We start from the raw sequence: 22,386 nt of genomic DNA on the forward strand, positions 1-22,386 counted from the left end.
TCTCACTGTTTGGTAGAGGACCCCCTGACGTGCTGGAATGCGCTGAACTGCCCAGTAGCACGGGCCTTGGAGACGACAGCGGGACCGGTGTAGGTCCCGCCGCCGAGAGGTTGTTGGTCGAGTGAGGCGAAGCAAGACGAGCCCCGCACCGCCGCATACGCGGGACACGCGGGGCAACTTCACCCCGCCGCCGCGCACAGCGGCGTCCCCCACCGATGTGCAGGGCATGGAGCCGCCGGCGCCCACCGGCGGCAGAATGTCCCCGCGCAACTGGCGCGTGCCGACCCGCCTGAACGCGATCCTCCTCATACCCGTGCTCGTCGGCCTCGTCATGGGCGGATTCCAGGTCAAGGGCTCGATCGACACCTGGAACGAAGCCCAGGACGCCGAGAGCACCGCCCGCCTCGTGCAGGCCTCCCTGAACTACGGCAACCGCCTCATCGAAGAGCGTGACCTCTCCGCCGCTCCGCTGCTGCGCGGCAAGAAGAACGACCCGGTCGTTGTGAAGGCCCGCAAGGCCACCGACAAGGCCGCGAACGAGTTCGACGCCGCCGCCGAGGACATGCCGCAGAAGGAAGGCCTCAAGCGCCGCCTCGAAGGCTTCCACAAGGTGGAGCCGGGTCTGCAGTCCCTGCGGCAGGCCGCCTACACCTCCAAGCTCTCCGGCGCGCAGACCGAAGAGGGCTACGTCGCCATCCAGCACCCCCTGATGGAGTTCGCCAACGAACTCGGTCTGGGCACCGGAAACATCACCAGCTACGGCCGCACCGTCTACGCGATCTCGCTGACCAAGGCCGCGCTCTCCCTGCAGCGCTCCCTCGGCACGCACCTGCTCGTCAAGCCCGGCCCCACCGCCACCAGCCTCGCCAAGCAGCGCGTCGCGCTCTCCTCGTACGCCTACCTCGAAGGCATCGCCATCGAGGAGTACACGGGCGGTGGCACCCCCTCGGACGTCGCCAAGCTCGAGGCCGCGAAGAAGCAGCTGAAGGCCGACGGCGAGAAGCAGGCCAAGCAGGCCGCTGCCGCCGCCAAGGCCAAGGGCGAGACGTTCGTCCCGCCGCCGTCGTCCGAGGCGATGGTCGCGGCCATGGCGCAGCTGCAGAGCACGCAGCCCAGCGCCCGGGTCGCCCTCGCCGGCAAGGGCGTCACCCCCGAGGCCTGGTGGGCCACCACCTCCGCCAAGTTCGACGCGTACCGCACCATCGAGTCCGACCTGGCCGACAAGGCCGTGAGCGAGGCGTCGGACATCGCCGCCGACGCCCAGCGCAACGCCTACATCACCGGCGCCATCGTCGTGATCGCGCTGCTCGCCGCCTTCATCCTGGCCGGGATGATGGCCCGCCAGATGAGCCGCGCGATGCGCCAGCTGCGCACGGCCGCCTTCGGCATCGCCGAGCAGCGCCTGCCGATGCTGGTCGACCAGCTCTCGCGCACCGACCCCGGCCGCGTCGACACCCGCGTACAGCCGATCCCGATCTCCTCCACGGACGAGATCGGCGAGGTCGCCCGCGCCTTCGACCAGGTGCACCGCGAGGCCGTGCGGCTCGCCGCCGAGCAGGCGCTGCTCCGTGGCAACATCAACGCGATCTTCACCAACCTCTCGCGCCGCAACCAGTCCCTGATCGAGGGCCAGCTGACCCTCATCACCGACCTGGAGAACAACGAGGCCGACCCGGACCAGCTGGAGAGCCTCTTCCGCCTGGACCACCTGGCGACCCGTATGCGACGCAACGGCGAGAACCTCCTGGTCCTCTCCGGCGAGGAGCCGGGACGCCGCTGGGACCAGCCGGTCCCGCTGGTCGACGTCCTGCGCGCCGCCTCCTCCGAGGTGGAGCAGTACGAGCGCGTCGAGCTCTCGGGTGTCCCGGAGGCCGAGATCCACGGCCTCGCCGTGACCGACCTCGTGCACCTGCTCGCCGAGCTCCTGGAGAACGCCACCACGTTCTCCTCGCCGCAGACCAAGGTCCGCGTCACCGCGACCCGGCTGCCCGACGGCCGCATCATGGTCGAGATCCACGACAAGGGCATCGGCCTCACCGCCGAGGACTTCGCGGACATCAACCACAAGCTGGCCAACCCGCCGACGGTGGACGCCGCGATCTCCCAGCGCATGGGCCTGTTCGTGGTCGGCCGCCTCTCCGACCGGCACGGCATCCGCGTCCAGCTGCGCCCCTCGGGCGAGCAGGCGGGCACGACCTCGCTCGTCATGCTCCCGGACGGGATCACGCACGGTGGCGGCGGCGAGAACCAGCTGCCCGAGTCCGAGTTCACGGTCTCCTCGATCATGCCGGAGCAGCACGCCCCGGAGCAGCCGGCCTTCAACCACCAGCCGATGCGTACGGCGGCCGAGCTGGGCTTCGACGACAGCCGCTACAACGGCGACGGCGTCGACGCCCAGGAGCTCGACCCGGTGGGCCGCTCGCTGATGCGCGAGGAGCGGCGTGCCGCTCTGGAGGCGCAGGCGCAGTCCGCCGACGGCCGTCCGCTCTTCCGCGACGAGGTGGACGCGCAGCAGGGATACGACCAGCAGGGCGGCTACGACCCCTCGTACGACCAGCAGGCGCCGGCGTACGACGAGTACAGCCAGGGCCAGGGCCAGGTCGCGCAACCGGCGTACGACGACGCGTACTACCCGGCGCAGGACGGCTACCAGGACGCCCCCTATACGGAGGCCGGTCACGACGATCACGCCGCTCGTGCGGGTGCCGTCTCCGAGCCCTTCGTGGCCTACCCCGACCGCTCCCACCAGGACGACTGGCCCTCGCGTGACGGATACGAGAACAACTCGGGCGCGTATCAGGCCGAGTACTCTCCGGAACCGGAATCTGGTCCGGCGGCTCCCGCGAACGGCGCCGAGCGCGTAGGCTTCGAGCGTCCCGGACCGGCCCCGTCCGCGGTCCACGACACGACCGCCGCGGGTCTTCCGCGCCGCGGCTCCACGGGTGCGGCCGGCAACGGCAGCGCTCCGGCGGCGGCCCCGACCGGCGACGCGTTCGGAAACAACGACGACAGCAGCTGGCGTACGTCCAACGACGACCGCTGGCATCGCGCCGAGTCGCTGAAGGAGCCCAAGGCGGGTGGCGTCACCCCGTCCGGTCTCCCGAAGCGGGTGCCCAAGGCCAATCTGGTCGAGGGCACGGCGGAACAGACCCCACAGGGCGGCCCCCAGGTCTCCCGCGACCCCGAGGACGTCCGGGGTCGGCTGAGCAACCTGCGCCGCGGCGTCCAGCGAGGACGCAGCGCAGGCAGTGACACCACGAATGGCCAGGCCACTAGGAATCAGCACAGTGGTCCTGACAGCACCTACAACCAGGAGCGTTAGTGTGAGCCCGATGAGCCAGGCGGCGCAGAACCTGAACTGGTTGATCACCAACTTCGTGGACAACACCCCTGGGGTGTCCCACACGGTGGTGGTCTCCGCCGACGGACTCCTTCTGGCGATGTCCGAAGGCTTCCCCCGCGACCGGGCCGACCAGCTCGCGGCCGTCGCATCCGGTCTGACCTCCCTCACCGCCGGGGCCTCCCGGATCTTCGAGGGCGGTTCCGTGACCCAGACCGTTGTGGAGATGGAGCGAGGATTTCTCTTCCTTATGTCCATCTCCGACGGCTCCTCGCTGGCCGTCCTCGCCCACCCGGATGCGGACATCGGTCTCATTGGGTACGAGATGGCGCTTCTTGTCGACCGCGCCGGCACCGTACTCACGCCCGACCTGCGTGCGGAGCTGCAGGGGAGCCTTCTCAACTAGTAGACGTACGGTGCGTTTTCGCGTCCCGTGGCCGTAAGGTTTCGGGACGCGGCTCCAGAATGATGGTGCCCGGCACAGTCGGAGGAGGAGTACGTGGCAGGTTCAGGAACACCCCCGGACGGTTCGTCATCGGCCAACTGGTCGCCTGGTCACGGCCAGGGCCAGGGGCCGCACGACGGGGCGCCGAACCGTTACAACTTCCCCTCCGCGCCCAGCCAGCACCGCAGGCCCTATCAGCAGCCGCAGCAGCCGGGCCCCCGCCAGAGCCCGTACGAGCAGCCTCACACCCCCAGGATCCAGCCAGTGCAACCACAGCGACGCGCCCCGGAAGCGGCGCCCGCAGGTTCTGCGAGCAACCCCCTGGTGCGCCCCTACGCCATGACGGGCGGCCGCACCAGGCCCCGCTACCAGCTCGCCATCGAGGCGCTGGTGCACACCACCGCCCAACCGCACCAGTTGCAGGGCCAGTTGCCCGAGCATCAGCGGATCTGCAATCTGTGCCGCGAGATCAAGTCAGTCGCTGAGATCTCGGCACTTCTCACCATTCCCCTCGGCGTCGCCCGGATCCTCGTAGCCGACCTGGCGGAGGCCGGACTTGTCGCCATCCATCAGCCGGGCGGCGACGAGTCCGCCGGCGGCCAGCCAGACGTGACACTGCTCGAAAGGGTGCTCAGTGGACTTCGCAAGCTCTAGCGGCGGAGCAACAGCCCGCTCCACCACTTCCGCGAAAATCGTGGTGGCGGGCGGCTTCGGCGTGGGCAAGACCACGTTCGTCGGAGCGGTCTCTGAGATCAACCCGCTGCGCACCGAGGCCGTCATGACGTCCGCGTCCGCGGGCATCGACGACCTCACACACACCGGGGACAAGACCACCACCACGGTGGCCATGGACTTCGGCCGCATCACCCTGGACCAGGACCTGATCCTGTACCTCTTCGGTACGCCGGGACAGGACCGCTTCTGGTTCATGTGGGACGACTTGGTCCGGGGCGCGATCGGCGCGGTGGTCCTGGTCGACACCCGCCGTCTCGCCGACTGCTTTCCGGCCGTCGACTACTTCGAGAACAGCGGCCTGCCCTTCGTCATCGCCCTCAACGGATTCGACGGCCACCAGCCGTACACGCCGGACGAGGTCCGCGAGGCGCTGCAGATCGGCCCGGACACCCCCATCATCACGACGGACGCGCGGCATCGCGCGGACGCGAAGAGCGGGCTGATCACGCTCGTGGAGCATGCGTTGATGGCTCGGCTGCGTTAGCGGTCCTTGCCTGTACGTGGATGGGCCTCGCACCCTCAGGTGGGTGCGGGGCCCATCGCCTTTGGCGGGGCGGGGGGCGGGGCTGGGCGGTGCTGCGGGGCGGGGGTGGCCTGGGCGGCGCTGCGGGGCGGGGGGCCTGGGCGGTGCTGCGGGGCGGGGCTCCCCGCATCCGCCCCTGGCCGAACGAGCCTCTCCCACCCACCCGCCCGTTTGCCCTGCGTCCACCCCTGAACGAACAGACCTCTCCCACCCACCCGCCCGATCACCCCGCATCCGCCCCTGAACGAACGGGCCTCTCCCACCCACCCGCCCGATTACCCTGCATCCGCCCCTGGGCGGGCGGGCTCTCCGGTCAGCCACGTGATTGCGCCGCAGGGTGATCGGGCGGGCGGGAAGGATCCGCCCCTGGACGGACGGGCTCTCCCGTCGGCCACGTGATTACGCCGCAGGGTGATCGGGCGCGCGGGTGGGCGGGAAGGATCCGCCCCTGGGCGGGCGGGCTCTCCGGTCAACCGCGGGGTTGCGCCGCGGGGTGATCGGGCGGGAAGGATTCGCCCCTGGGCGGACGGGCTTTCCGGTCAACCGCGGGGTTGCGCCGCGGGGTGATCGGGCGGGAAGGATTCGCCCCTGGGCGGACGGGCTTTCCGGTCAACCGCGGGGTTGCGCCGCGGGGTGATCGGGCGGGAAGGATTCGCCCCTGGGTGGACGGGCTTTCCGGTCAGCCGCGGGGTGATCGGGTGGGTGGGTGGGGAGGATTCGCCGCGAAGCGGCGGGGTTGAAGGTGAGGCGGCCTGCAGCCGGGGAACACGGCAGGGCCCCGCACCGGGAGTCGGTGCGGGGCCCTGCTGGGTGCGTGGGGCGGCGGGGCTAGCCCTGCCAGCTGTGCGGGGCGCGGAAGCCGGGCGAGCGCTCCAGGCGGCGCCAGCCGGCCTTGTCACGGCCACGACGGGGCGCGGGCGCCTGCGCGGTGGCAGCAGCGCTACGGGCGAGCAGGATCGCCGTGATGGCGGCGACCTCCTCGGGCTCGGCGTGGCCCTTCTCGACGCGGATGTCAGGCGTAGTCATGTGCAGCGTTCTCCTTGTGGGCTACTGCAGGATTACTGCGGGGGGTTGCCGTGCTTGCGCGACGGCAGGTCAGCATGCTTGTTGCGGAGCATCGCGAGGGAGCTGATCAGCACCTCACGCGTGGCGGCGGGGTCGATCACGTCGTCGACCAGGCCTCGCTCGGCGGCGTAGTAGGGGTGCATCAGCTCGGCCTTGTACTCCTTGACCATGCGCGCACGCATCGCCTCGGGGTCCTCGGCGGCCGCGATCTGACGGCGGAAGATGACGTTGGCGGCACCTTCGGCGCCCATCACCGCGATCTCGTTGGTCGGCCAGGCGTAGGTCAGGTCGGCGCCGATGGACTGGCTGTCCATGACGATGTACGCGCCGCCGTAGGCCTTGCGCAGGATCAGCGAGATCCGCGGCACGGTGGCGTTGCAGTACGCGTACAGGAGCTTCGCGCCGTGCCGGATGATCCCGCCGTGCTCCTGGTCGACACCCGGCAGGAAGCCGGGAACGTCGAGCAGCGTCACGATCGGGATATTGAAAGCGTCGCACATCTGGACGAAGCGGGCAGCCTTCTCGGAGGCCTCGATGTCCAGGACCCCGGCCAGGGACTGCGGCTGGTTGGCGACGATGCCGACCACCTTGCCGTCCAGGCGGGCCAGGGCGCAGATGATGTTGCGGGCCCAGCGCTCGTGGACCTCCAGGAAGTCGCCGTCGTCGACGAGCTCCTCGATGACCTTGGCCATGTCGTACGGACGGTTGCCGTCCGCCGGGACCAGGTCGAGCAGGACGTCCGAGCGACGGTCCGCCGGGTCGTCCGACTCGTGGGTGGGCGGGTTCTCGCGGTTGTTCGAGGGCAGCATCGCGATGAGGTAGCGGACCTCGGCGAGGCAGGTTTCCTCGTCGTCGTACGCGAAGTGCGCGACGCCCGAGGTCTCGGCGTGCACGTCCGCGCCGCCCAGGCCGTTCTGGGAGATCTCCTCGCCGGTCACCGCACGCACCACGTCCGGTCCCGTGATGAACATCTGCGAGGTCTCGCGGACCATGAACACGAAGTCGGTGAGGGCCGGGCTGTAGGCCGCGCCACCCGCGCACGGGCCCAGCATCACCGAGATCTGCGGGATCACGCCCGAGGCCTTGGTGTTGCGCTGGAAGATGCCGCCGTACCCGGCGAGCGCGGAGACGCCCTCCTGGATACGGGCGCCGGCGCCGTCGTTCAGGGAGACCAGCGGGGCACCGGCCGCGATGGCCATGTCCATGATCTTGTGGATCTTCGTGGCGTGCGCCTCGCCGAGCGCGCCGCCGAAGATGCGGAAGTCGTGCGCGTAGACGAAGACCGTCCGGCCCTCGACCGTGCCCCACCCGGTGATGACACCGTCGGTGTACGGCTTCTTGGCCTCCAGGCCGAACCCGGTCGCCCGATGCCGGCGCAGCTGCTCGACCTCCTGGAACGAACCCGCGTCCAGAAGCAGCTCGATCCGCTCACGTGCGGTCAGCTTGCCCTTGGCGTGCTGGGCCTTCGTCGCCTTCTCGCTCGGGCCGCGCAGCGCCTCGGCACGGATCGCGTGCAGCTCGGCCACACGCCCACGCGCGTCGGTGGGCTCGCCCTGGGGAGAAGCGGTGTCGTCCAAAACGGTCATGTAGTGACCTTACGAAGTGGGCCTACAGAAACGGACCGTCGACTCTGAACAGTCTCCGGCCCGTTTTCCTGGCACCCCCGAACAGAAGCTCACTCCAGTGAGTCCGAAGTGACTGCTCAGAGGGCCATCACGCTGTAGGGATTCCACAAAGGGTCAGGTGAGAGACACCTCACACCATGCGGTCCCCCGTGCCCTGGCCCTGGCCCTGGCCCTGGGAGAGCGACCAGGACTTCGCTCCCCCGCGTTCGCCCGGATCACCGACGTGCTCGACGCGGTCGGACAGGACCGCACCGCGGCCGGGAGCTTCAGGCGACCCTGGAACACTTCGCGATCCACGCGCCGTGGGGCCGGTCCTGCCGCCCTCCCGGCGTCCGCGGAGTCTCCGGGGCCAGAGGCGGTCGTCAACTCCCGCAACGGGAGCGGGACAGGGGCGGCGGCACTGCGGCAACATGGGGTGCGGAACGGGTCGGCCTGTCAGGGGGAGGCACGGGTGAGCGGACGGAGCCAGCCGTCCCGGCTGGAGCTGGTGCGACGGCAGCGCCGGGACAGCTTCGTGGGACGAGGACACGAACTGGAGTTGTTCCGGGAGAACTTGGCACGGGCGCCCGAGGACGCTGCGCAGTTCCTCTTCCACGTGCGCGGCCCGGCCGGGGTGGGCAAGTCGACGCTGATCAGCCAGTGGGAAGCGGCGGCCAGAGAACAGCGGGCCGTCACCGCACGGGTCGACGAGACGGCCACCGGCGTGGCCGAGGCCATGGAGACGATCAGCGCGCAGCTCACGCACCAGGGCGTGTCGATGAGCGGCCTCGACGATCTACTGAAGAACTATCGCGACCGGCAGCACGAGGCGCAGGTCGCGGCCTCGGCGGAGTCCGGCCCGGAAGGTGCGGCGGACCCGGGACAGGCACAGCCCTCCGCGGCCAGTACGGTCACCGCACAGGTCCTGCTCGGCACGCTCGGAGCGGTGCCGGGCCTCGGACCGGTGGCCGGGGCGATCGACCCCAGCCAGGCGGCCATGATGCCGGACCGCATCCGACAGGCCTGGGCGAATGGCCGGCTCCGCAACCAGTCGGACGCCCAGCTCTTGCTCCAGCCGCTCCAGACGCTCGCACCGGTCTTCCTGAAGCACATCAACAAGGCGGCGGAGAAGGTCAGTTGGGTCACGATCTTCTTCGACGCGTACGAGCGGACAGGCCCCACCCTGGACGTCTGGCTGCGCGACACGCTGTTCAGCGACCGGTACGGGGAGCTGGCAGCGAACGTCATCGTCGTGCTCGCCGGTCAGGGCCGCCTGGAGACCCGCTGCTGGGGTGACCAGCTCGCCTTCATCACCGACCTGCCGCTGGACATCTTCACCGAGGCCGAGGCGCGACAGCTCCTGGCGGCGAAGGGCGTCGACGACGAGCGCGTGATGGAGGTGGTGCTGCACCTTTCCCGGCGGCTGCCCGTCCTGGTCTCGATGCTCGCCGACGGCCGCCCCGCGAGCGGTGAGGAGGTCGGCGACCCGAGCGGCACCGCCGTGGAGCGGTTCCTGAAGTGGGAGACCGATCCGGTGCGCCGGGGCGTCGCCCTTGCGTGCGCGCTGCCCCAGGAGCTGAACGAGGACATCTGCCGGACCGTGGTGGGGGCGGAGGGCGCCGAGCTGTTCGACTGGCTGCGCACCCTGCCCTTCGTGCAGGACAGCAGCGGGCGCTGCCGCTACCACGACGTCGTGCGCACCGCGATGCTGCGGCTGCAGCGCATCCAGTCGCCCAGCCGGTGGCAGGCGCAGCACGGCAACCTGGCCGACGCGTTCGCGGGCTGGCAGGCGCAGTTGGAGGACAACGACGGCAAGACCGAGGAGGAACGCTGGAGGAGCCAGCAGTGGCGGGACCTCCACCTGCAGGCGACGTACCACCGGTTGTGCGGGGACGAACGAGCCGGTCTGGTCGCGGCCGTGCGCGCTCTGGTGCACGCGTACGTCACTGCGGACAGCGAGTTCCGCCGCTGGGTGCTGATGGTGGGCGCGGCAGGCGACGACGCGGACGCCCGCGCGGTACGGGACCTGGCGAAGCGACTGCTCGGCACCCTGGAGGGGGAAGCGGCGGACGACGGCGGGGCGCTGAACGTCCTGCTGGGGCGGGCCGAGCTGGACACCGGGACGAAGGCCCTGGCCTACACCCTGCGCGCCAAGCGGTGGGTGATCGTCGGCACTCTGGACCGGGCGCTGGCCGATTACGACGCGGCCGTCGCCCTCACCCCCGAGTGGGAGCGCGCCTACCGGGGGCGCAGTGAGGTGCACCAGCTCGCGGGCCGCTCCGCACAGGCCATGGCGGACGCCGACCGCGCGGTGGAGCTCTGCCCGGACGAGCCTTCGCCCCTGGTCAGCCGCGCCATGCTGCATCTGCACGTCGCCCGTCATGACGAGGCCCGCAGAGACATGGCCCGCGCCACCGAACTCGACGCCGACCACATCGACACCGCGATGGGCCGGCTGCTGCTGCAGGCCATGGACGGGGACGTCCATCGGACCCTCGACGAGCTCGTCGTCCTGCTGCGGGGATCCTCCGAAGAAATACCGGACGAGCTCAGCACCGCGATCCTGGCAGCGCAGGACGGGCGCGTGGACGACGCGAAGGCCGCCCTCGACGTACTGGAGAAGAAGTTCGCGCCGGAGGTGCGGACCGCGCTGGACGGGGTGCGGAGCCCCTCGCTCGTGGGCCTCGCCGGGCGCGTGGCCTCGGGCCGGGACGACGTCATAGCCGGCAACCCCGAACTGCACATGATGCGCGTGAGACGGGCCCAGGAGCACTTCCTCGCGGACCGCCACGACGAGGCGCTGCGCGACCTGGACCACGTCCTGGAGCACGTGCCGGACTTCGGGCAGGCCCTGCTCACCCGGGGAGCGGTCCACGCTCAGCTGGAGAACTACACGGCGTCCCTGCGGGATCTGAACGCCGGGATCAACCGTACGAGCGGCCAGCTCGATGCCTTCCTGGCGCGCGGGAGAGTGCTGGCCTACACCGGGCGTCTGGACGACGCCGAGGCCGACTGCGACGTCTATCTGCACACCTACAACCGGCACGCCGACGCTCTCGGTCTGCGCGCCGACATCCGCAAACAGCTGGGACGCCCCGAGGAGGCCATCGCCGACTACACCCTGGCGCTCCGCTCCGACTCGGCAAGCGCGGACCTCCTCACCGGGCGGGCGAGGACGTTCCTGCTCATGGGCCGCTTCCAGGAAGCGCTGTCGGACGCAGGCAAGGCCGCCTGGCTGGACGGGGCGGAGGGGCTGCCCCGCTATCTGAAGGCCCTGGCGCTGCGGGCGACCGGCAAGGCTCGTTGGTCCCAGGTGCTGGCGGAGGCCGTCGCGCTCTACGAGGCCGACACCGCGTCGGACGACGAGAACCATGCCGCGACAGGCACCGGAAATCTCTTCCTGTGCGCGTGCACCGCCGGTGAGTGGGTGGACGCGTGGCGGCCCTTCGAAGAGTTCCTGCGGCGCGGCACCAGCGTCAGGCTGCTGCGTGACGCGGCCATGGCGATGCGGGAGCTGGTGGCTGCCCTGCCCGAGACCGAAGAGCGCATGGCGGACTTCCGGACGCGACTGGACGAGGTGCTCGCGGCGCGGCAGTCCTGACTCCGCCGGGGCTGCGGCCTGGGCGGGATTCGCTGCGTGGGCCGGGGCTGCGGCCTGGGCGGGAGCCCCCGAACGGGTGTCTTCTCCCCTCCTTCGGCGCATCATGCCCCGCCAAAGGTTGAATGTTGAACGAGATAGGTCTATGGTGAATCTCGTTGAACCTTCAACAGATATCCCTCATAGCTCGCAGCCCGGGCTCACCGCCCGCAGCTCGTCCCCCAAGGAGCAGTCATGGGTCTCTTCGGCCGCAAGAACGAAACCGCCACCTCCACCGCCGGCACCGCCACGGCGCCCGCTCCGGTCAACCCGGACCTGGCCGCGCTGACCGGCGAGTACGCGATCGACCCCTCGCACACGTCGATCGGCTTCGTCGCCCGCCACGCCATGGTCACGAACGTCAAGGGCTCCTTCACCGACATCGCGGGCACGCTGCACCTGGACGGCGCGGACCCGTCGCGCTCGACGGCTTCCCTCGACGTCAAGATGGACAGCATCGACACCGGCAGCGCGGACCGTGACGGTCACCTGAAGAGCGCGGACTTCTTCAAGATCGACGAGTTCCCGGAGATGACGTTCCGCTCCACGAAGGCGGAGGCGCTCGGCGGCGACGACTACCGCGTCACCGGTGACCTGACGATCCTCGGCACCACGAAGCCGCTCGCCATCGACCTCGAGTTCAACGGCTCCGCCACGGACCCCTTCGGGAACGAGCGGGTCGGCTTCGAGGGCAAGGCGGAGATTCTCCGTTCGGAGTGGGGCCTCACGTGGAACGCTGCGCTGGAGACGGGTGGGGTGCTTGTCTCCGACAAGATCAAGCTGAACTTTGACATCTCCGCGATTAAGTCTGGCTCCTGAGCCTCGCTGGGGCTCTGGGCCGCCGCTTCGCGGCGGATCTCTCCCACCCACCCACCCGATTACCCCGCAGCATGCGGGGTGGGGTGGGTGGGTTGCCTCGTATGCACGCCGGGTGGGGTGGGTGGGTTGGCCTCACATGCGCCCCAGGTGCTGGGGGTGGGTTGGCCTCGCATGCACAGGGTGGGTGGCTTGACCTCGCTAGCGCGCCAGGTGCTGGGGGTGGGTTGGCCTCGCATGCGCGCCAGGCGGGGCGGGTGGGTTGCCTCGCATGCGCGCCGGGCGGGGCGGGTGCGTTGACCTCGCACGCCAGGCGGGGCGGGTGGGTTGGCCTCGCATGCGCGCCAGGTGCTGGGGGTGGGTTGGCTTCTCTGCGTGCCGGGTGCTGGGGGCGCCCCGTATGCATGCGGGGCGGGGTGGGTTGCCCCGCATGTGTGCCGGGGGGGCAGTGCGTGGGCTGCCTCGTATACGTGTCGGGGGCGGTGCGTGGGTTGTCTCGTGTGTGTGCCGTGTGCGGTAGGGGTCCTATAGCGTTTGGGCGTGGTCGAGTTCGTGCAGCAACTGCCTGCCCTGATAGGCGTGATCGTCGGTGCGCTCGGGTCGTATCTGGCGATCACGCGAGGCGATCGGGCACGCTTTCAGCGGGAGCAGGCAGCCCGTTGGGACGAGCGGCGGCTCGCCGTGTACGGCGACTACGCCCGCGTCGTGAAGCAGGCGGTCACGCTCACCTACCGCGTCGCGGCGCACCTCGGCAACGACCCGCACCCGCATCCCCTGACCCCCGAAGAAGCAGCGCCCCACCTGGCGGAAGCCTCCATCGCGCGGGATCCGGCCGGGGAAGCACTGCTGATGCTCGGCACACCGGACGTGGTGGACAAGGCGCGGGTCTGGGTGCTCACGGTCGTCGAGATGGAGCGCTTCTTGCGCGCGGGCACTCACGATCCGGACGCGTGGTCCGCCCTGCTCGATCGCCAGCGGACCACACGCGAGGGCTACTACCAGGCGGTCCGGCGCGACTTGGCGCTCCCGCCCGGACATTCGGGGAGGTGGCGCATGCCGCCGCCGGAGAGCGCCTGAGCCCCCGGATCCTGGATCCCGGTTCCCGGCTACGCCCAGTCGGGCCTGCGGCCGAGGTACCTCAGCAGTTCGGCGGCCTCCCCCTTCTCCGCCCCACCCGCTTCCGCCTCAAGGGCAGGCGCGAACGCGAAGGCACGGACCGGCTCGACGATCTGCCGGGCCACGTCGAGCAGCGGTCGCGCCAACTCGTCGTCGAGCGGCGAGGGTTGGCCCGTGGCCACGGCCATGTCCCATGCGTGGACGGCGGCGTCGAGTGCGCAGGCGCCGACGCCGAGGGCGGCCGTCATGGTGCCGGGCGGAAGCGGTACGCGTACCTCCTGAACCGACGCGTCGACCGTCCCCCACGCCGCCGCGGCGGCCACGAGCGCCGGTTCCAGCAGGGCCTCCGGGGTATCCGTCAGCTTGCCGGAAGGTGTGAACGGATTCTCCGTGGGGCCGGGGCCCCCGGTGAGGGACGAGGCATAGCCGAGTTGGTCGCCCACCGCGTGCTGGAAGACCTGGGTGACGTTCCACTCCGCGCAGGGCGTCGGGCGGTCCCAGCCCCCGTCCGGTACGCCGCGGACAGCCGTGCGCAGGGCCGCGTGCGCTCGGTCGAGGATGGCCCAGGTGGTGCCGTTCATCCCGTTCGTCCCGTTCGTGCCGTGCTCGCCCACTGTCTTCCCCCGTTGGTCGATGTGCGCCCCGCTTGTCGATGTGCGCCCCGGAGAGAGCCCTCCGCCGGTCAGGGCTCACACGCTCACCTTGCCCTAGAGCGCGGTCCAGCTTCTAGCGTCACGCACATGACCACACAGCAGGGGCAACAGCAGGCGCAACAGCACAGGATCGGCAGCGGGTTCGGCGCGTCGAGCACCGCGGACGACGTACTCGCCGGGATCGACCTCTCGGGCAGGACGGCGCTGGTCACCGGCGGCTACTCGGGGCTCGGCCTGGAGATCACCCGGGCTCTGAGCCGCGCGGGCGCGCACGTCGTCGTCCCGGCGCGCAGGCCCGACGCGGCGAAGGAGGCGCTGCGGGGCACGGACCGCGTGGAGGTGCGGGCGCTGGACCTGGCCGATCAGGAGAGCATCCGGCACTTCGCGGAACGCTTCCTCGCCACGGATCGCGCCCTCGACATCCTCATCAACAACGCGGGGGTGATGGCGTGCCCCGAGACCCGGGTCGGCCCGGACGGCACCTGGGAGTCGCACTTCGCGATCAACCACCTGGGCCACTTCGCCCTGGTCAACCGCCTCCACCCGGCGCTGAGTCCGGGCACCGCACGCGTCGTGTCCGTGGCCTCGTCCGGGCACTTCCTCTCCGACATCCGCTGGACGGACCCGCACTTCCACGAGGGCTACGACCGCTGGCTGGCCTACGCCCAGTCCAAGACGGCGAACGCCCTCTTCGCCGTCCACCTCAACTCATTGCGTACGACCGACTCATCGCGTACGGCCGACACAGGCCGCCCGCGGGCCTTCTCCGTCCACCCCGGCAGCATCCTCACCCCCCTGCAACGCCACATCCCCCGCGAGGAACAGATCGCGCAGGGCTGGATGTCCGCCGACGGCACACCGGCACAGGGATTCAAGACCCCGGCGCAGGGCGCGGCCACGGCGGTCTGGGCCGCGACGTCACCGCTCCTGGACGCCCAGGGCGGCGCGTACTGCCAGGACTGCGACATCGCGGAGCCCGCCACCACGGAGGACATGCTGATCGGAGGCGTCAAACCCTGGGCGACCGACCCCGATGCCGCGGCCCGCCTCTGGCAACTGTCCGCGGACATGACGGGGTTGGGCGACCTGGCATCATGACGGCATGACCCCGAACCGCCACGAGTGGATCACCGTCGCCGCGTACGAGAACACGTCCGGCGCCCCGCGGCCCCTTGCCGCCCTCCGCGCTTGACTGCGTGAGCGCGGCATCGACTGGATGCCGTTCACACCGGACGAGGTGTACTGGGACCACCTGTGCGGCCGCGGCTCCGACGGCCACTGGCACGGCTCCTTCGTGGTCCACGTCCGGGCGGACGCCCTGCGCCCCCTGGGCCTGCACCCGAGCCAGCCCTCGTCCCGGGCGGTCGGCCCCTCGCCGCCGGGTTGGTGGCACGCGGCGGCGGAACGGCGCGGCTAGGCCCTGACGGCATCCGTGTGCGTCAGGATCGCCTCCGCGAGCGGGCCCTGCACCGCCGGGGGCAGTGCGTGCCCCATGCCCGCGATCTCCACCACGCGCGCGCCGCCGCCTCCGATGACCTGGGCCAGGTGGTGCGGGTGCGGCGGCGGGAACACCGGCTCGGCCGGACCGGAGATGACGAGCGTGGGGACCTTCGAGTCGGCCAGTTCGTCGGTGCGGAGCATGTGGGAGTCGTCGGCTCGGGCGTGTGCGGTCGAGGCGACGTGGGTTCCTGTGTGCGCGATGATCCGGGCCTCCAGGTCGCGGAAGTACGCGTCCTCGGCGGGGAGTTGGTCGCCGTTGAGGACACGCCAGTGCTCCACGCGGCGGTCCAGTTCGGCCTCCGGGCCCTTGTCCTCGACCGGGCGGGACCACATCTCCAGGACTTCCGGGGCGATGCCGGGGAGCTCTCCGACCGGCACCTGCGTTCCGTCCAGCGCCTTGTACAGGGTTTCACTGAGCGCGCAGGTGCCGATCAGGGTGGCGCTGAGAACGCGCTCGGGGTGGTCGGCGAGGACCAGCTGGGTCAGCATGCCGCCGAGCGACATGCCCACCAGATGCGCCTTCTCGACGCCGAGACCGTCCAGGACCGCCACGGCGTCCCGGGCCAAGTCGGTGATGGGGTACGGGTGTTGATCGAAGGCGGTGGTGGAACGGCCGGTGTCCCGGTGGTCGTAGCGGATGACCTGATGCCGGGCCGCGAGTGCGTCGACCAGGGCGTCGGGCCACCCGAGGCCGGAGGCCTGGGCGCCCATGACCAGGAGCAGTGCGGGGGCCTCGGGGTCACCGCGCCGCTCCGTCCACAGGCGGACGCCGGGGGCGGTTTCGACGTACTGCTGCTGCATGGGGTGACCTTCCGGTTCGGCGAGGACCAACGGACCGATACGTATCGTCTCGCGAACCCCTCAGAACGTCAACCCCGTCATCACCGCATCCCGGCATCTCGTCATCCAGGCATCCCGGCATCCCGGCATCACAGACGGACCAGCGCCCCCCGCGTCCCCGCGCCCCCTCAGCCGAAGCCCCTAGAACCCCCCACCCCCGAAGTCCCCACCGCCCCCAAAGTCCCCGCCACCCCCGAAGTCCCCAGGGTTGAAGTCCGACCCCGAGTAGTCCCCGCCGTCGTACCCTCCCCCGCCCCCGAAGTCCCCGTACCCCGACCCGTAGTCCGCTCCGTACGCCGGGCTCGCCATCATTCCGCCCAGCATCGTGCCGACCAGGAGACCCGGCAGCATGCCGCCGCCGAAGTAGCCGCCGGCCCACGGGCCGTAGGCCGGGCCCGCCTCCCAGTACGGGCGTCGCTCCCCCGACTCCGTGGTCACCGTGCGCGCCATCGGCTCCTGCCCGTCCGCGAGGCGCGTCGCGTCCGCCAGGCAGACCGGGACCGAACGCTCGGCCCCACCCTGCGGCGCCCACTGCGCGTCCTTCACCGACGGGCCGTGCCGCGGGTCGAAGAAGCAGGGGGCCCGCCGCTCCGGCAGTGGGCGGCCCTCGCGCCGTGCGGCCAGGAGCGCCAGCGAGAAGCGGCCGTCCTCCAGGGACTGGGTGACCGCCCGCACCTGCTCGGGCCGCTCCGCCGCCGCCATGAACGACTTCGCCTTCTCGTACGAGTCGAGGGCCCGTTCGTAGTCCGCGCGCATCGTGTCGTCCGCGGCCGCCTCCGCGGGGTGGAAGTCGAGACGGTCCAGCTCCTCGCCGTACGCCGTGATGTCCTCGTCCACCACGACCCGCAGCTTCTCCAGGGCGATCCGCTGCTCCTCGGCCTTCCGCCGCCGGTTGCGCCGGACCACCGCGTACGTGGCCCCGCCACCCGCGACGAGCACCGCGCCGACACCGATCAGCGCACCCACGGGAGTGCCGCCGTCAGAACCCGCGGCGTCGTCCCACGAAGCCGGTGCCGAGCCGCGCGCGTCCTTCACTGCCTGGTCGACGAAGTCGTTGAGCTGGGTCTTGGTGTCGCCCACGTCCTTGTACGTGGTGACGAGGTTCGCGACGGCCGCGTTGCTCAGGACCGCCCCGTCCGCTCGCGCGTTGAACGCGTCGCCGAGCCTGACCCCGTACACACCCGTCACACCGGTCTCGGTGCGCAGCTTCTGGAAGAGGTCCTGCTTCGGGAAGTCCGCGGGCAGGACCGCCACGAACACCGGCTTGTCGGCGTCCTTGATCTTCTCCGCGATGGCGTCCGCCTCGGACCCGGAGAGCTGGTCCGATGCGGCCGGATCCACGTACACCGGGCTCTTCTCCCAGGCGTCGGCGACCGCCGGAACACCGGTGGCAGCCGCGGCCCCGGGCGCTGCGGTCAACGACACGGCACCCAGGGTCACGAGAAGCCCGGACAGCGCGACAAATATTCGCTTCGTCCCATTGCTCATACTTCGAAGCTAACTCAGTCGGGCCCCCGGCGGAGGTCCGGGACGTCCCCAGTTCCGGCGACTACTCCACCGGCTCGACGCCTGCCCGCAGCAGACCGAACGTGTACGCGTCCTCAAGGGCCTGCCACGACGCCGCGATCACGTTCTCCGCCACACCCACCGTCGACCACTCACCGTCACCGTCACTGGTGGAGATCAGCACCCGGGTCGTGGACGACGTGCCGTGCTTGCCCTCCAGGATGCGGACCTTGTAGTCGACCAGCTCCATCTTGGCGAGCTGGGGGTAGATCCGCTCAAGACCCACCCGCAGCGACCGGTCGAGCGCGTTGACCGGGCCGTTGCCCTCCGCCGTGGCGACGATGCGCTCGCCCTTGGCCCACAGCTTCACGGTCGCCTCGTTCGCGTGCGTGCCGTCGGGCCGGTCCTCGACGATGGCCCGCCAGGACTCGACACGGAAGTAGCGCCGGGCCCGCCCCTCGGCCTCCTCGCGAAGGAGCAGCTCGAAGGACGCGTCCGCGGCCTCGTAGGTGTAGCCCCTGAGCTCGCGCTCCTTGACCCGCTCGACGACCCTGCCCACCAGCGCCCTGTCGTCGCCCAGGTCGATCCCGAGCTCCTTGCCCTTGAGCTCGATGGAGGCGCGCCCCGCCATGTCCGAGACCAGCATCCGGATGCGGTTGCCCACCAGGTCCGGGTCGATGTGCTGGTAGAGATCCGGGTCGACCTTGATCGCGGAGGCGTGCAGGCCCGCCTTGTGGGCGAAGGCCGAGACGCCTACGTACGGCTGGTGCGTGGAGGGGGTGAGGTTCACGACCTCGGCGATGGCATGCGAGACGCGGGTCATCTCGCGCAGCGAGCCCTCGGGCAGGACCTGCTTGCCGTACTTGAGCTCCAGGGCGCCGACCACGGGGAAGAGGTTGGCGTTGCCGACCCGCTCGCCGTAGCCGTTGGCGGTGCACTGCACGTGCGTGGCGCCCGCGTCGACGGCGGCGAGGGTGTTGGCGACCGCGCACCCCGTGTCGTCCTGCGCGTGGATGCCGAGGCGGGCGCCGGTGTCGGCGCGCACGGTGCCCACGATCGCCTGGACCTGGGCGGGGAGCATGCCGCCGTTGGTGTCGCACAGGACGACGACGTCGGCGCCCGCCTCGGAGGCCGTGCGGACGACGGACTTCGCGTACTCGGGATTGGCGCGGTAGCCGTCGAAGAAGTGCTCGCAGTCGACGAAGACGCGCCGGCCCTGGCCGGTGAGGTAGGAGACGGTGTCGCGCACCATCTCCAGGTTCTCGTCCAGGGTCGTGCGCAGAGCGAGCTCGACGTGCCGGTCATGGGATTTGGCGACGAGCGTGATGACCGGGGCGCCGGACTCCAGCAGGGCGTTGACCTGCGGGTCCTTCGCCGCCGAGCCACCGGGGCGGCGCGTGGCGCCGAAGGCGACGAGCTGGGCGTGCCGGAAGGTGATCTCTTGCGATGCGCGGGCGAAGAACTCGGTGTCGCGGGGGTTGGCGCCCGGCCAGCCGCCCTCGATGAAGCCCACGCCGAAGTCGTCCAGGTGCCGGGCGATGGTCAGCTTGTCCGCGACGGTCAGGTTGATTCCCTCGCGCTGCGCGCCGTCGCGCAGCGTGGTGTCAAAGACGTGGAACGTATCGTCGGGTGTGCTGGTTTCCGTCATGCTGATCTGGCTCCTGTGTCGGATCTCGGTCTACCGGAATGACCGGCTCCACCGCCTCAATGATCCCTCGCGCTCCGCGTCCGGCTGATGTTGGGCCAGGAAACGAAAAAACCCCTCGTGGGTACGAGAGGTTTGCGCGCGGGTCGAGAGACGACGGTGTCCGCCCGTACGTGGTGGTACGAGACGGTCACTGCGGACCGGCGCGCCTGCTGCCAATAATCATGGCGAACGAGAGCACGGTGGCAGCCTGCCACAGCCCGCACACACCGCGCTGCCCCGTCTCACGATGCGGGCGACGCGTGTGAAGCGCCGCCCGCATGCCGTACGGCGTCAGCGCACGTGACGCACGAACGTGTCGTAGCCGTCATTCGTGTCGCCGCTCAGGAGCGACGCGTCACCGGAGAGGAAGGCGATCCGGCGGCCGTCGGCCGAGATGCCACCGGGGGCGACCTGGGCCGAGGCCGCGCCGCCCGTGGTGTCCGGCGTGACCAGCGTGGTGGTGCCCTTCTTCAGGTCACGCAGATAGACGGGCCACTCCTTGCCGTACTGCGATCCGGCCTCGGTGAGCTCGGACATGAACGTCAGGCGGCGGCCGTCGGCGCTGATGGCGGGCGAGCGGGTGTAGGCCTCGCCGGGTCCGCCCTGGGTGCCGTGGATCCGCTGGTTCTTGCCGGATGCGACGTCGTGCACGAAGACGTTCCAGGCGACGTCGTCGTCGTTCGGGACGAGATGCGTGTCGCGGGACTCGAACACGACGGTGCGGCCGTTGCCGCTGATGGACGGTTCGAGGGACTCCTTCTCCGTCTCCGATCCGTCGTGGGAACGGTCCACCTCCGCCAGCTCGCCGGTCTTGCGGTCACGCAGCAGGACGTCGCTCCAGTCGTCGCCGCGCGGGCCGTTGAAGTAGTTGTACGCGTAGACGACACGGCTGCCGTCGTCGCTGACGGTCGCCCCGTGCGCGGTGCGCCCCTCCCTTGCCGGGTCGGCCTCGCTGATCCGCTCGGTCGTGCCGGTCTTCCGGTCGCGCAGGAAGACGACGCCGCCGGGGCTGCCCGCGCTCTGGCGGACGTCGAAGACGGCGTACCGGGCGTCGGGCGTCAGCGAGACGCTGCCCGCGCCCGCGGCGCCGTCGGGCAGCTCGACGTCGAGCCGTTCGGTCTTCTTGGTCCTGCGGTCGTAGAGCCGGACGTCGGAGTCCGAGTAGGAGCCCGCTGGGCTGGTGATCACCGCGACGTAGCGACCGTCGGCGCTCAGCGACGGACTCCTGACGTCACGCCCGTCGAGGGTGATCCGCTCGGTCTTCCCGGTGCGCAGATCGCGTACGAAGACGTCGCTGAGGCCGTTCGTGTCACCCGCGACCAGATCGGTGGCCTCGGAGTCGAAGGCCGCGAACCTGCCGTCGCGGCTGATCGCGGCGCCCGCCGAGCGGTCGTTCGCGGCCTTGCCGTCGGCCGTGACGCTGACGCCCTCGGTGCGGGGCGCGTCGGCGGCGGGCGCGGCGAAGGCGGCGGGCAGGGTCGAGGCCGTGACGGCGGCGACGAGTGCGGCGGCGGCCAGGGCTGCGCGGCGCTTGGTGCTGTGCATGGTCAAATCCCCCGTGATTTCTTGGTGTTCGGTGCGGATGCCGCGTTCCGTGCCATGCGGCGTTCGGTGCGTGCAATGTCTGTGATGCGCGAGATGGGCATATGGTTGCGGGCCTCGTGGAACTGTCCGCAGGAAGATGCTGGAGCCGCCGGAGCTGCCGGAGCCGCCGTCCGTCAGCGTGCCGTCCACTTGAAGACGTCGCCCACGCCGTTCGTGTCCCCCGGCACGGTGTCCGCGTCGTCCGAGGAGTAGACGACACTGCGCCCCTTGTCGGCGATCGCCCCCACCGCGGCGCCTCCGCCGTGGCCGATCGTCCGCTCATGGCCGCTGGGCAGGTGGCGCAGCCGGATGTCCGACCGGCCTTCTCCGTAGACGCCGTAGACGCTGTAGACGCCGTAGACGAGTTGACGGCCGTCCCGGCTGACCGCCTGCGCGCTCGCCCCCGGGAAGCGCTGGACCTTTCCGGTGCGCAGGTCACGTACGTAGGCGCCGTCCACGGTGTTCATCGCCACCGTGCGGCCGTTGACCTGCACCACCTTGGAGGCCGTGCCGTCGTCGACGCGGGTGAGGCCGCCGGTGGTGCGGTCGCGGAGCCAGACCTGGCCGGTGCCCTTGTCCTCGTAGGCGACGTGGCGGCCGTCGGCGCTGATGGACGGGTCCACCATGTCGCGGGCCGAGTCGGACGGTCCGTCGCTGACGACCTCGCGGGTGTCGCTCTCGCGGTCGTAGACCTCAACCCGCTGGGGGTCTCCGGGGTGCTGTGGCTGAAGGTCGTAGGCGACGAAGCGGCCGTCCGCGCTGATGGACGGCGAGGACGCGCTGTACTTGAAGCCCCGGCCGTCGATCTGCTTGATCTCCCCCGTGCTGAGGTCGGTGAGGAAGACGTTGATGCCGTGCGAGCCCCAGCCGGTGTGCGCCGCGTACCGGCCGTCGTCGCTGATCACGGGGGCGGCCATGGAGTTCTTGAGGCGCTTGACCTCGCCGGGCTCCAGATCCTTCACGAACGCCCAGTCGTACGGCCCCTGATGACCCTCTGTCAGATTCTCCGCGTCGCTGTAGAAGGCGACGAAGCGGCCGTTCGCCGAGATGGACGCGGTGCGCGATGCCCCGTCGGCCTCGGTCCCGTCGGCCGCGACGCTCACGCGCTCCACCTTCGGCGCCGGCGGCTCGTGCGGCGCGGCCTGCGCCGCGGCCGGTAACACCGTGGCGCCGAGCGCCGCGGCCAGTAAGGCGCTCAAGGACACACGTCTCGCAGTGGACATGGCTTCCCCCAAAACCTGTCATTCCCCCCGGCCCGGTACCGAAGGCCCACGGGGATACAAGCGCACCCCCAGGTCACCCGCAATCAGCCGGAACGCGTACAACCTAGACGGG

The 22,386-nt window shown here is 70.7% G+C and carries 17 protein-coding genes; 9 read left to right on the forward strand and 8 right to left on the reverse strand.

All coding sequences use genetic code 11. The annotated features are described in order from the left end of the window. Positions 1-121: 121 nt before the first annotated feature. The 4 genes from M4V62_RS13705 (at position 122) to M4V62_RS13720 (ending at position 5,004) form a co-directional block, all read left to right on the forward strand. The gene (locus M4V62_RS13705) at positions 122-3,322 is read left to right on the forward strand and encodes a sensor histidine kinase (protein ID WP_249587536.1); all 3,201 of its coding nucleotides are present in this window, start codon (positions 122-124) and stop codon (positions 3,320-3,322) included. A 10-nt stretch (positions 3,323-3,332) separates the two neighbouring features. Next, positions 3,333-3,746, forward strand: a complete 414-nt coding sequence (locus M4V62_RS13710; RefSeq protein WP_135330751.1) for a roadblock/LC7 domain-containing protein — start codon at positions 3,333-3,335, stop codon at positions 3,744-3,746. Positions 3,747-3,839: 93 nt separating this feature from the next. Beyond that, positions 3,840-4,439, forward strand: a complete 600-nt coding sequence (locus M4V62_RS13715) for a DUF742 domain-containing protein (protein ID WP_249587537.1) — start codon at positions 3,840-3,842, stop codon at positions 4,437-4,439. Beyond that, positions 4,420-5,004, forward strand: coding sequence for a GTP-binding protein (locus tag M4V62_RS13720; RefSeq protein WP_190084708.1), 585 nt, complete (start codon positions 4,420-4,422; stop codon positions 5,002-5,004). The genes M4V62_RS13715 and M4V62_RS13720 overlap by 20 nt, the downstream gene beginning before the upstream one ends. An 867-nt stretch (positions 5,005-5,871) precedes the next feature. Here the strand turns inward: M4V62_RS13720 and M4V62_RS13725 are convergent. Continuing rightward, positions 5,872-6,069: an acyl-CoA carboxylase subunit epsilon gene (locus tag M4V62_RS13725; RefSeq protein ID WP_249587538.1), complete on the reverse strand. Its 198-nt coding sequence runs from the start codon at positions 6,067-6,069 to the stop codon at positions 5,872-5,874. A 32-nt stretch (positions 6,070-6,101) separates the two neighbouring features. Beyond that, on the reverse strand, positions 6,102-7,694 hold the full coding sequence (locus M4V62_RS13730; RefSeq protein WP_249587539.1) for an acyl-CoA carboxylase subunit beta: 1,593 nt from the start codon (positions 7,692-7,694) through the stop codon (positions 6,102-6,104). 490 nt (positions 7,695-8,184) lie between these two features. Between M4V62_RS13730 and M4V62_RS13735 the strand changes: the two genes are divergently transcribed. The 3 genes from M4V62_RS13735 (at position 8,185) to M4V62_RS13745 (ending at position 13,242) form a co-directional block, all read left to right on the forward strand. Next, positions 8,185-11,313, forward strand: a complete 3,129-nt coding sequence (locus M4V62_RS13735; protein WP_249587540.1) for an ATP-binding protein — start codon at positions 8,185-8,187, stop codon at positions 11,311-11,313. Positions 11,314-11,544: 231 nt separating this feature from the next. Further along, positions 11,545-12,168, forward strand: coding sequence for a YceI family protein (locus M4V62_RS13740; RefSeq protein WP_249587541.1), 624 nt, complete (start codon positions 11,545-11,547; stop codon positions 12,166-12,168). A gap of 537 nt (positions 12,169-12,705) precedes the next feature. Then, positions 12,706-13,242 carry a hypothetical protein gene (locus M4V62_RS13745; RefSeq protein WP_249587542.1) on the forward strand — a complete coding sequence of 179 codons (537 nt, stop codon included), beginning with the start codon at positions 12,706-12,708 and terminating at the stop codon, positions 13,240-13,242. A gap of 29 nt (positions 13,243-13,271) precedes the next feature. On the opposite strand, the gene M4V62_RS13750 is transcribed toward M4V62_RS13745, so the two are convergent. Beyond that, positions 13,272-13,862 (reverse strand): TIGR03086 family metal-binding protein, encoded by a 591-nt coding sequence (locus tag M4V62_RS13750; protein ID WP_249587543.1) that lies wholly within the window; start codon positions 13,860-13,862, stop codon positions 13,272-13,274. Positions 13,863-14,021: 159 nt separating this feature from the next. Between M4V62_RS13750 and M4V62_RS13755 the strand changes: the two genes are divergently transcribed. Both M4V62_RS13755 and M4V62_RS13760 read left to right on the forward strand, forming a co-directional pair. Beyond that, on the forward strand, positions 14,022-15,032 hold the full coding sequence (locus tag M4V62_RS13755; RefSeq protein ID WP_249587544.1) for an SDR family NAD(P)-dependent oxidoreductase: 1,011 nt from the start codon (positions 14,022-14,024) through the stop codon (positions 15,030-15,032). Positions 15,033-15,150: 118 nt separating this feature from the next. Further along, positions 15,151-15,351 (forward strand): hypothetical protein, encoded by a 201-nt coding sequence (locus M4V62_RS13760; RefSeq protein WP_249587545.1) that lies wholly within the window; start codon positions 15,151-15,153, stop codon positions 15,349-15,351. On the opposite strand, the gene M4V62_RS13765 is transcribed toward M4V62_RS13760, so the two are convergent. The 5 genes from M4V62_RS13765 to M4V62_RS13785 all read right to left on the reverse strand — a co-directional run bounded on the left by M4V62_RS13765 (position 15,348) and on the right by M4V62_RS13785 (position 22,256). Beyond that, the gene (locus M4V62_RS13765; RefSeq protein ID WP_249587546.1) at positions 15,348-16,235 is read right to left on the reverse strand and encodes an alpha/beta fold hydrolase; all 888 of its coding nucleotides are present in this window, start codon (positions 16,233-16,235) and stop codon (positions 15,348-15,350) included. The two genes, M4V62_RS13760 and M4V62_RS13765, sit on opposite strands and share 4 nt — an antisense overlap. Before the next feature lie 180 nt (positions 16,236-16,415). Continuing rightward, positions 16,416-17,762 carry a hypothetical protein gene (locus M4V62_RS13770; RefSeq protein ID WP_249587547.1) on the reverse strand — a complete coding sequence of 449 codons (1,347 nt, stop codon included), beginning with the start codon at positions 17,760-17,762 and terminating at the stop codon, positions 16,416-16,418. Positions 17,763-17,823: 61 nt separating this feature from the next. Beyond that, positions 17,824-19,428, reverse strand: a complete 1,605-nt coding sequence (gene cimA, locus M4V62_RS13775) for a citramalate synthase (protein WP_249587548.1) — start codon at positions 19,426-19,428, stop codon at positions 17,824-17,826. 330 nt (positions 19,429-19,758) lie between these two features. Further along, on the reverse strand, positions 19,759-21,012 hold the full coding sequence (locus tag M4V62_RS13780; protein ID WP_249587549.1) for a TolB-like translocation protein: 1,254 nt from the start codon (positions 21,010-21,012) through the stop codon (positions 19,759-19,761). A gap of 173 nt (positions 21,013-21,185) precedes the next feature. Further along, entirely contained in the window at positions 21,186-22,256 is a 1,071-nt protein-coding gene (locus M4V62_RS13785; RefSeq protein ID WP_249592815.1) for a protein TolB, read from the reverse strand. Positions 22,257-22,386: the final 130 nt, after the last annotated feature.

It is taken from the genome of Streptomyces durmitorensis (assembly GCF_023498005.1).
In the GTDB taxonomy this organism is placed as follows: Bacteria; Actinomycetota; Actinomycetes; order Streptomycetales; family Streptomycetaceae; genus Streptomyces; species Streptomyces durmitorensis.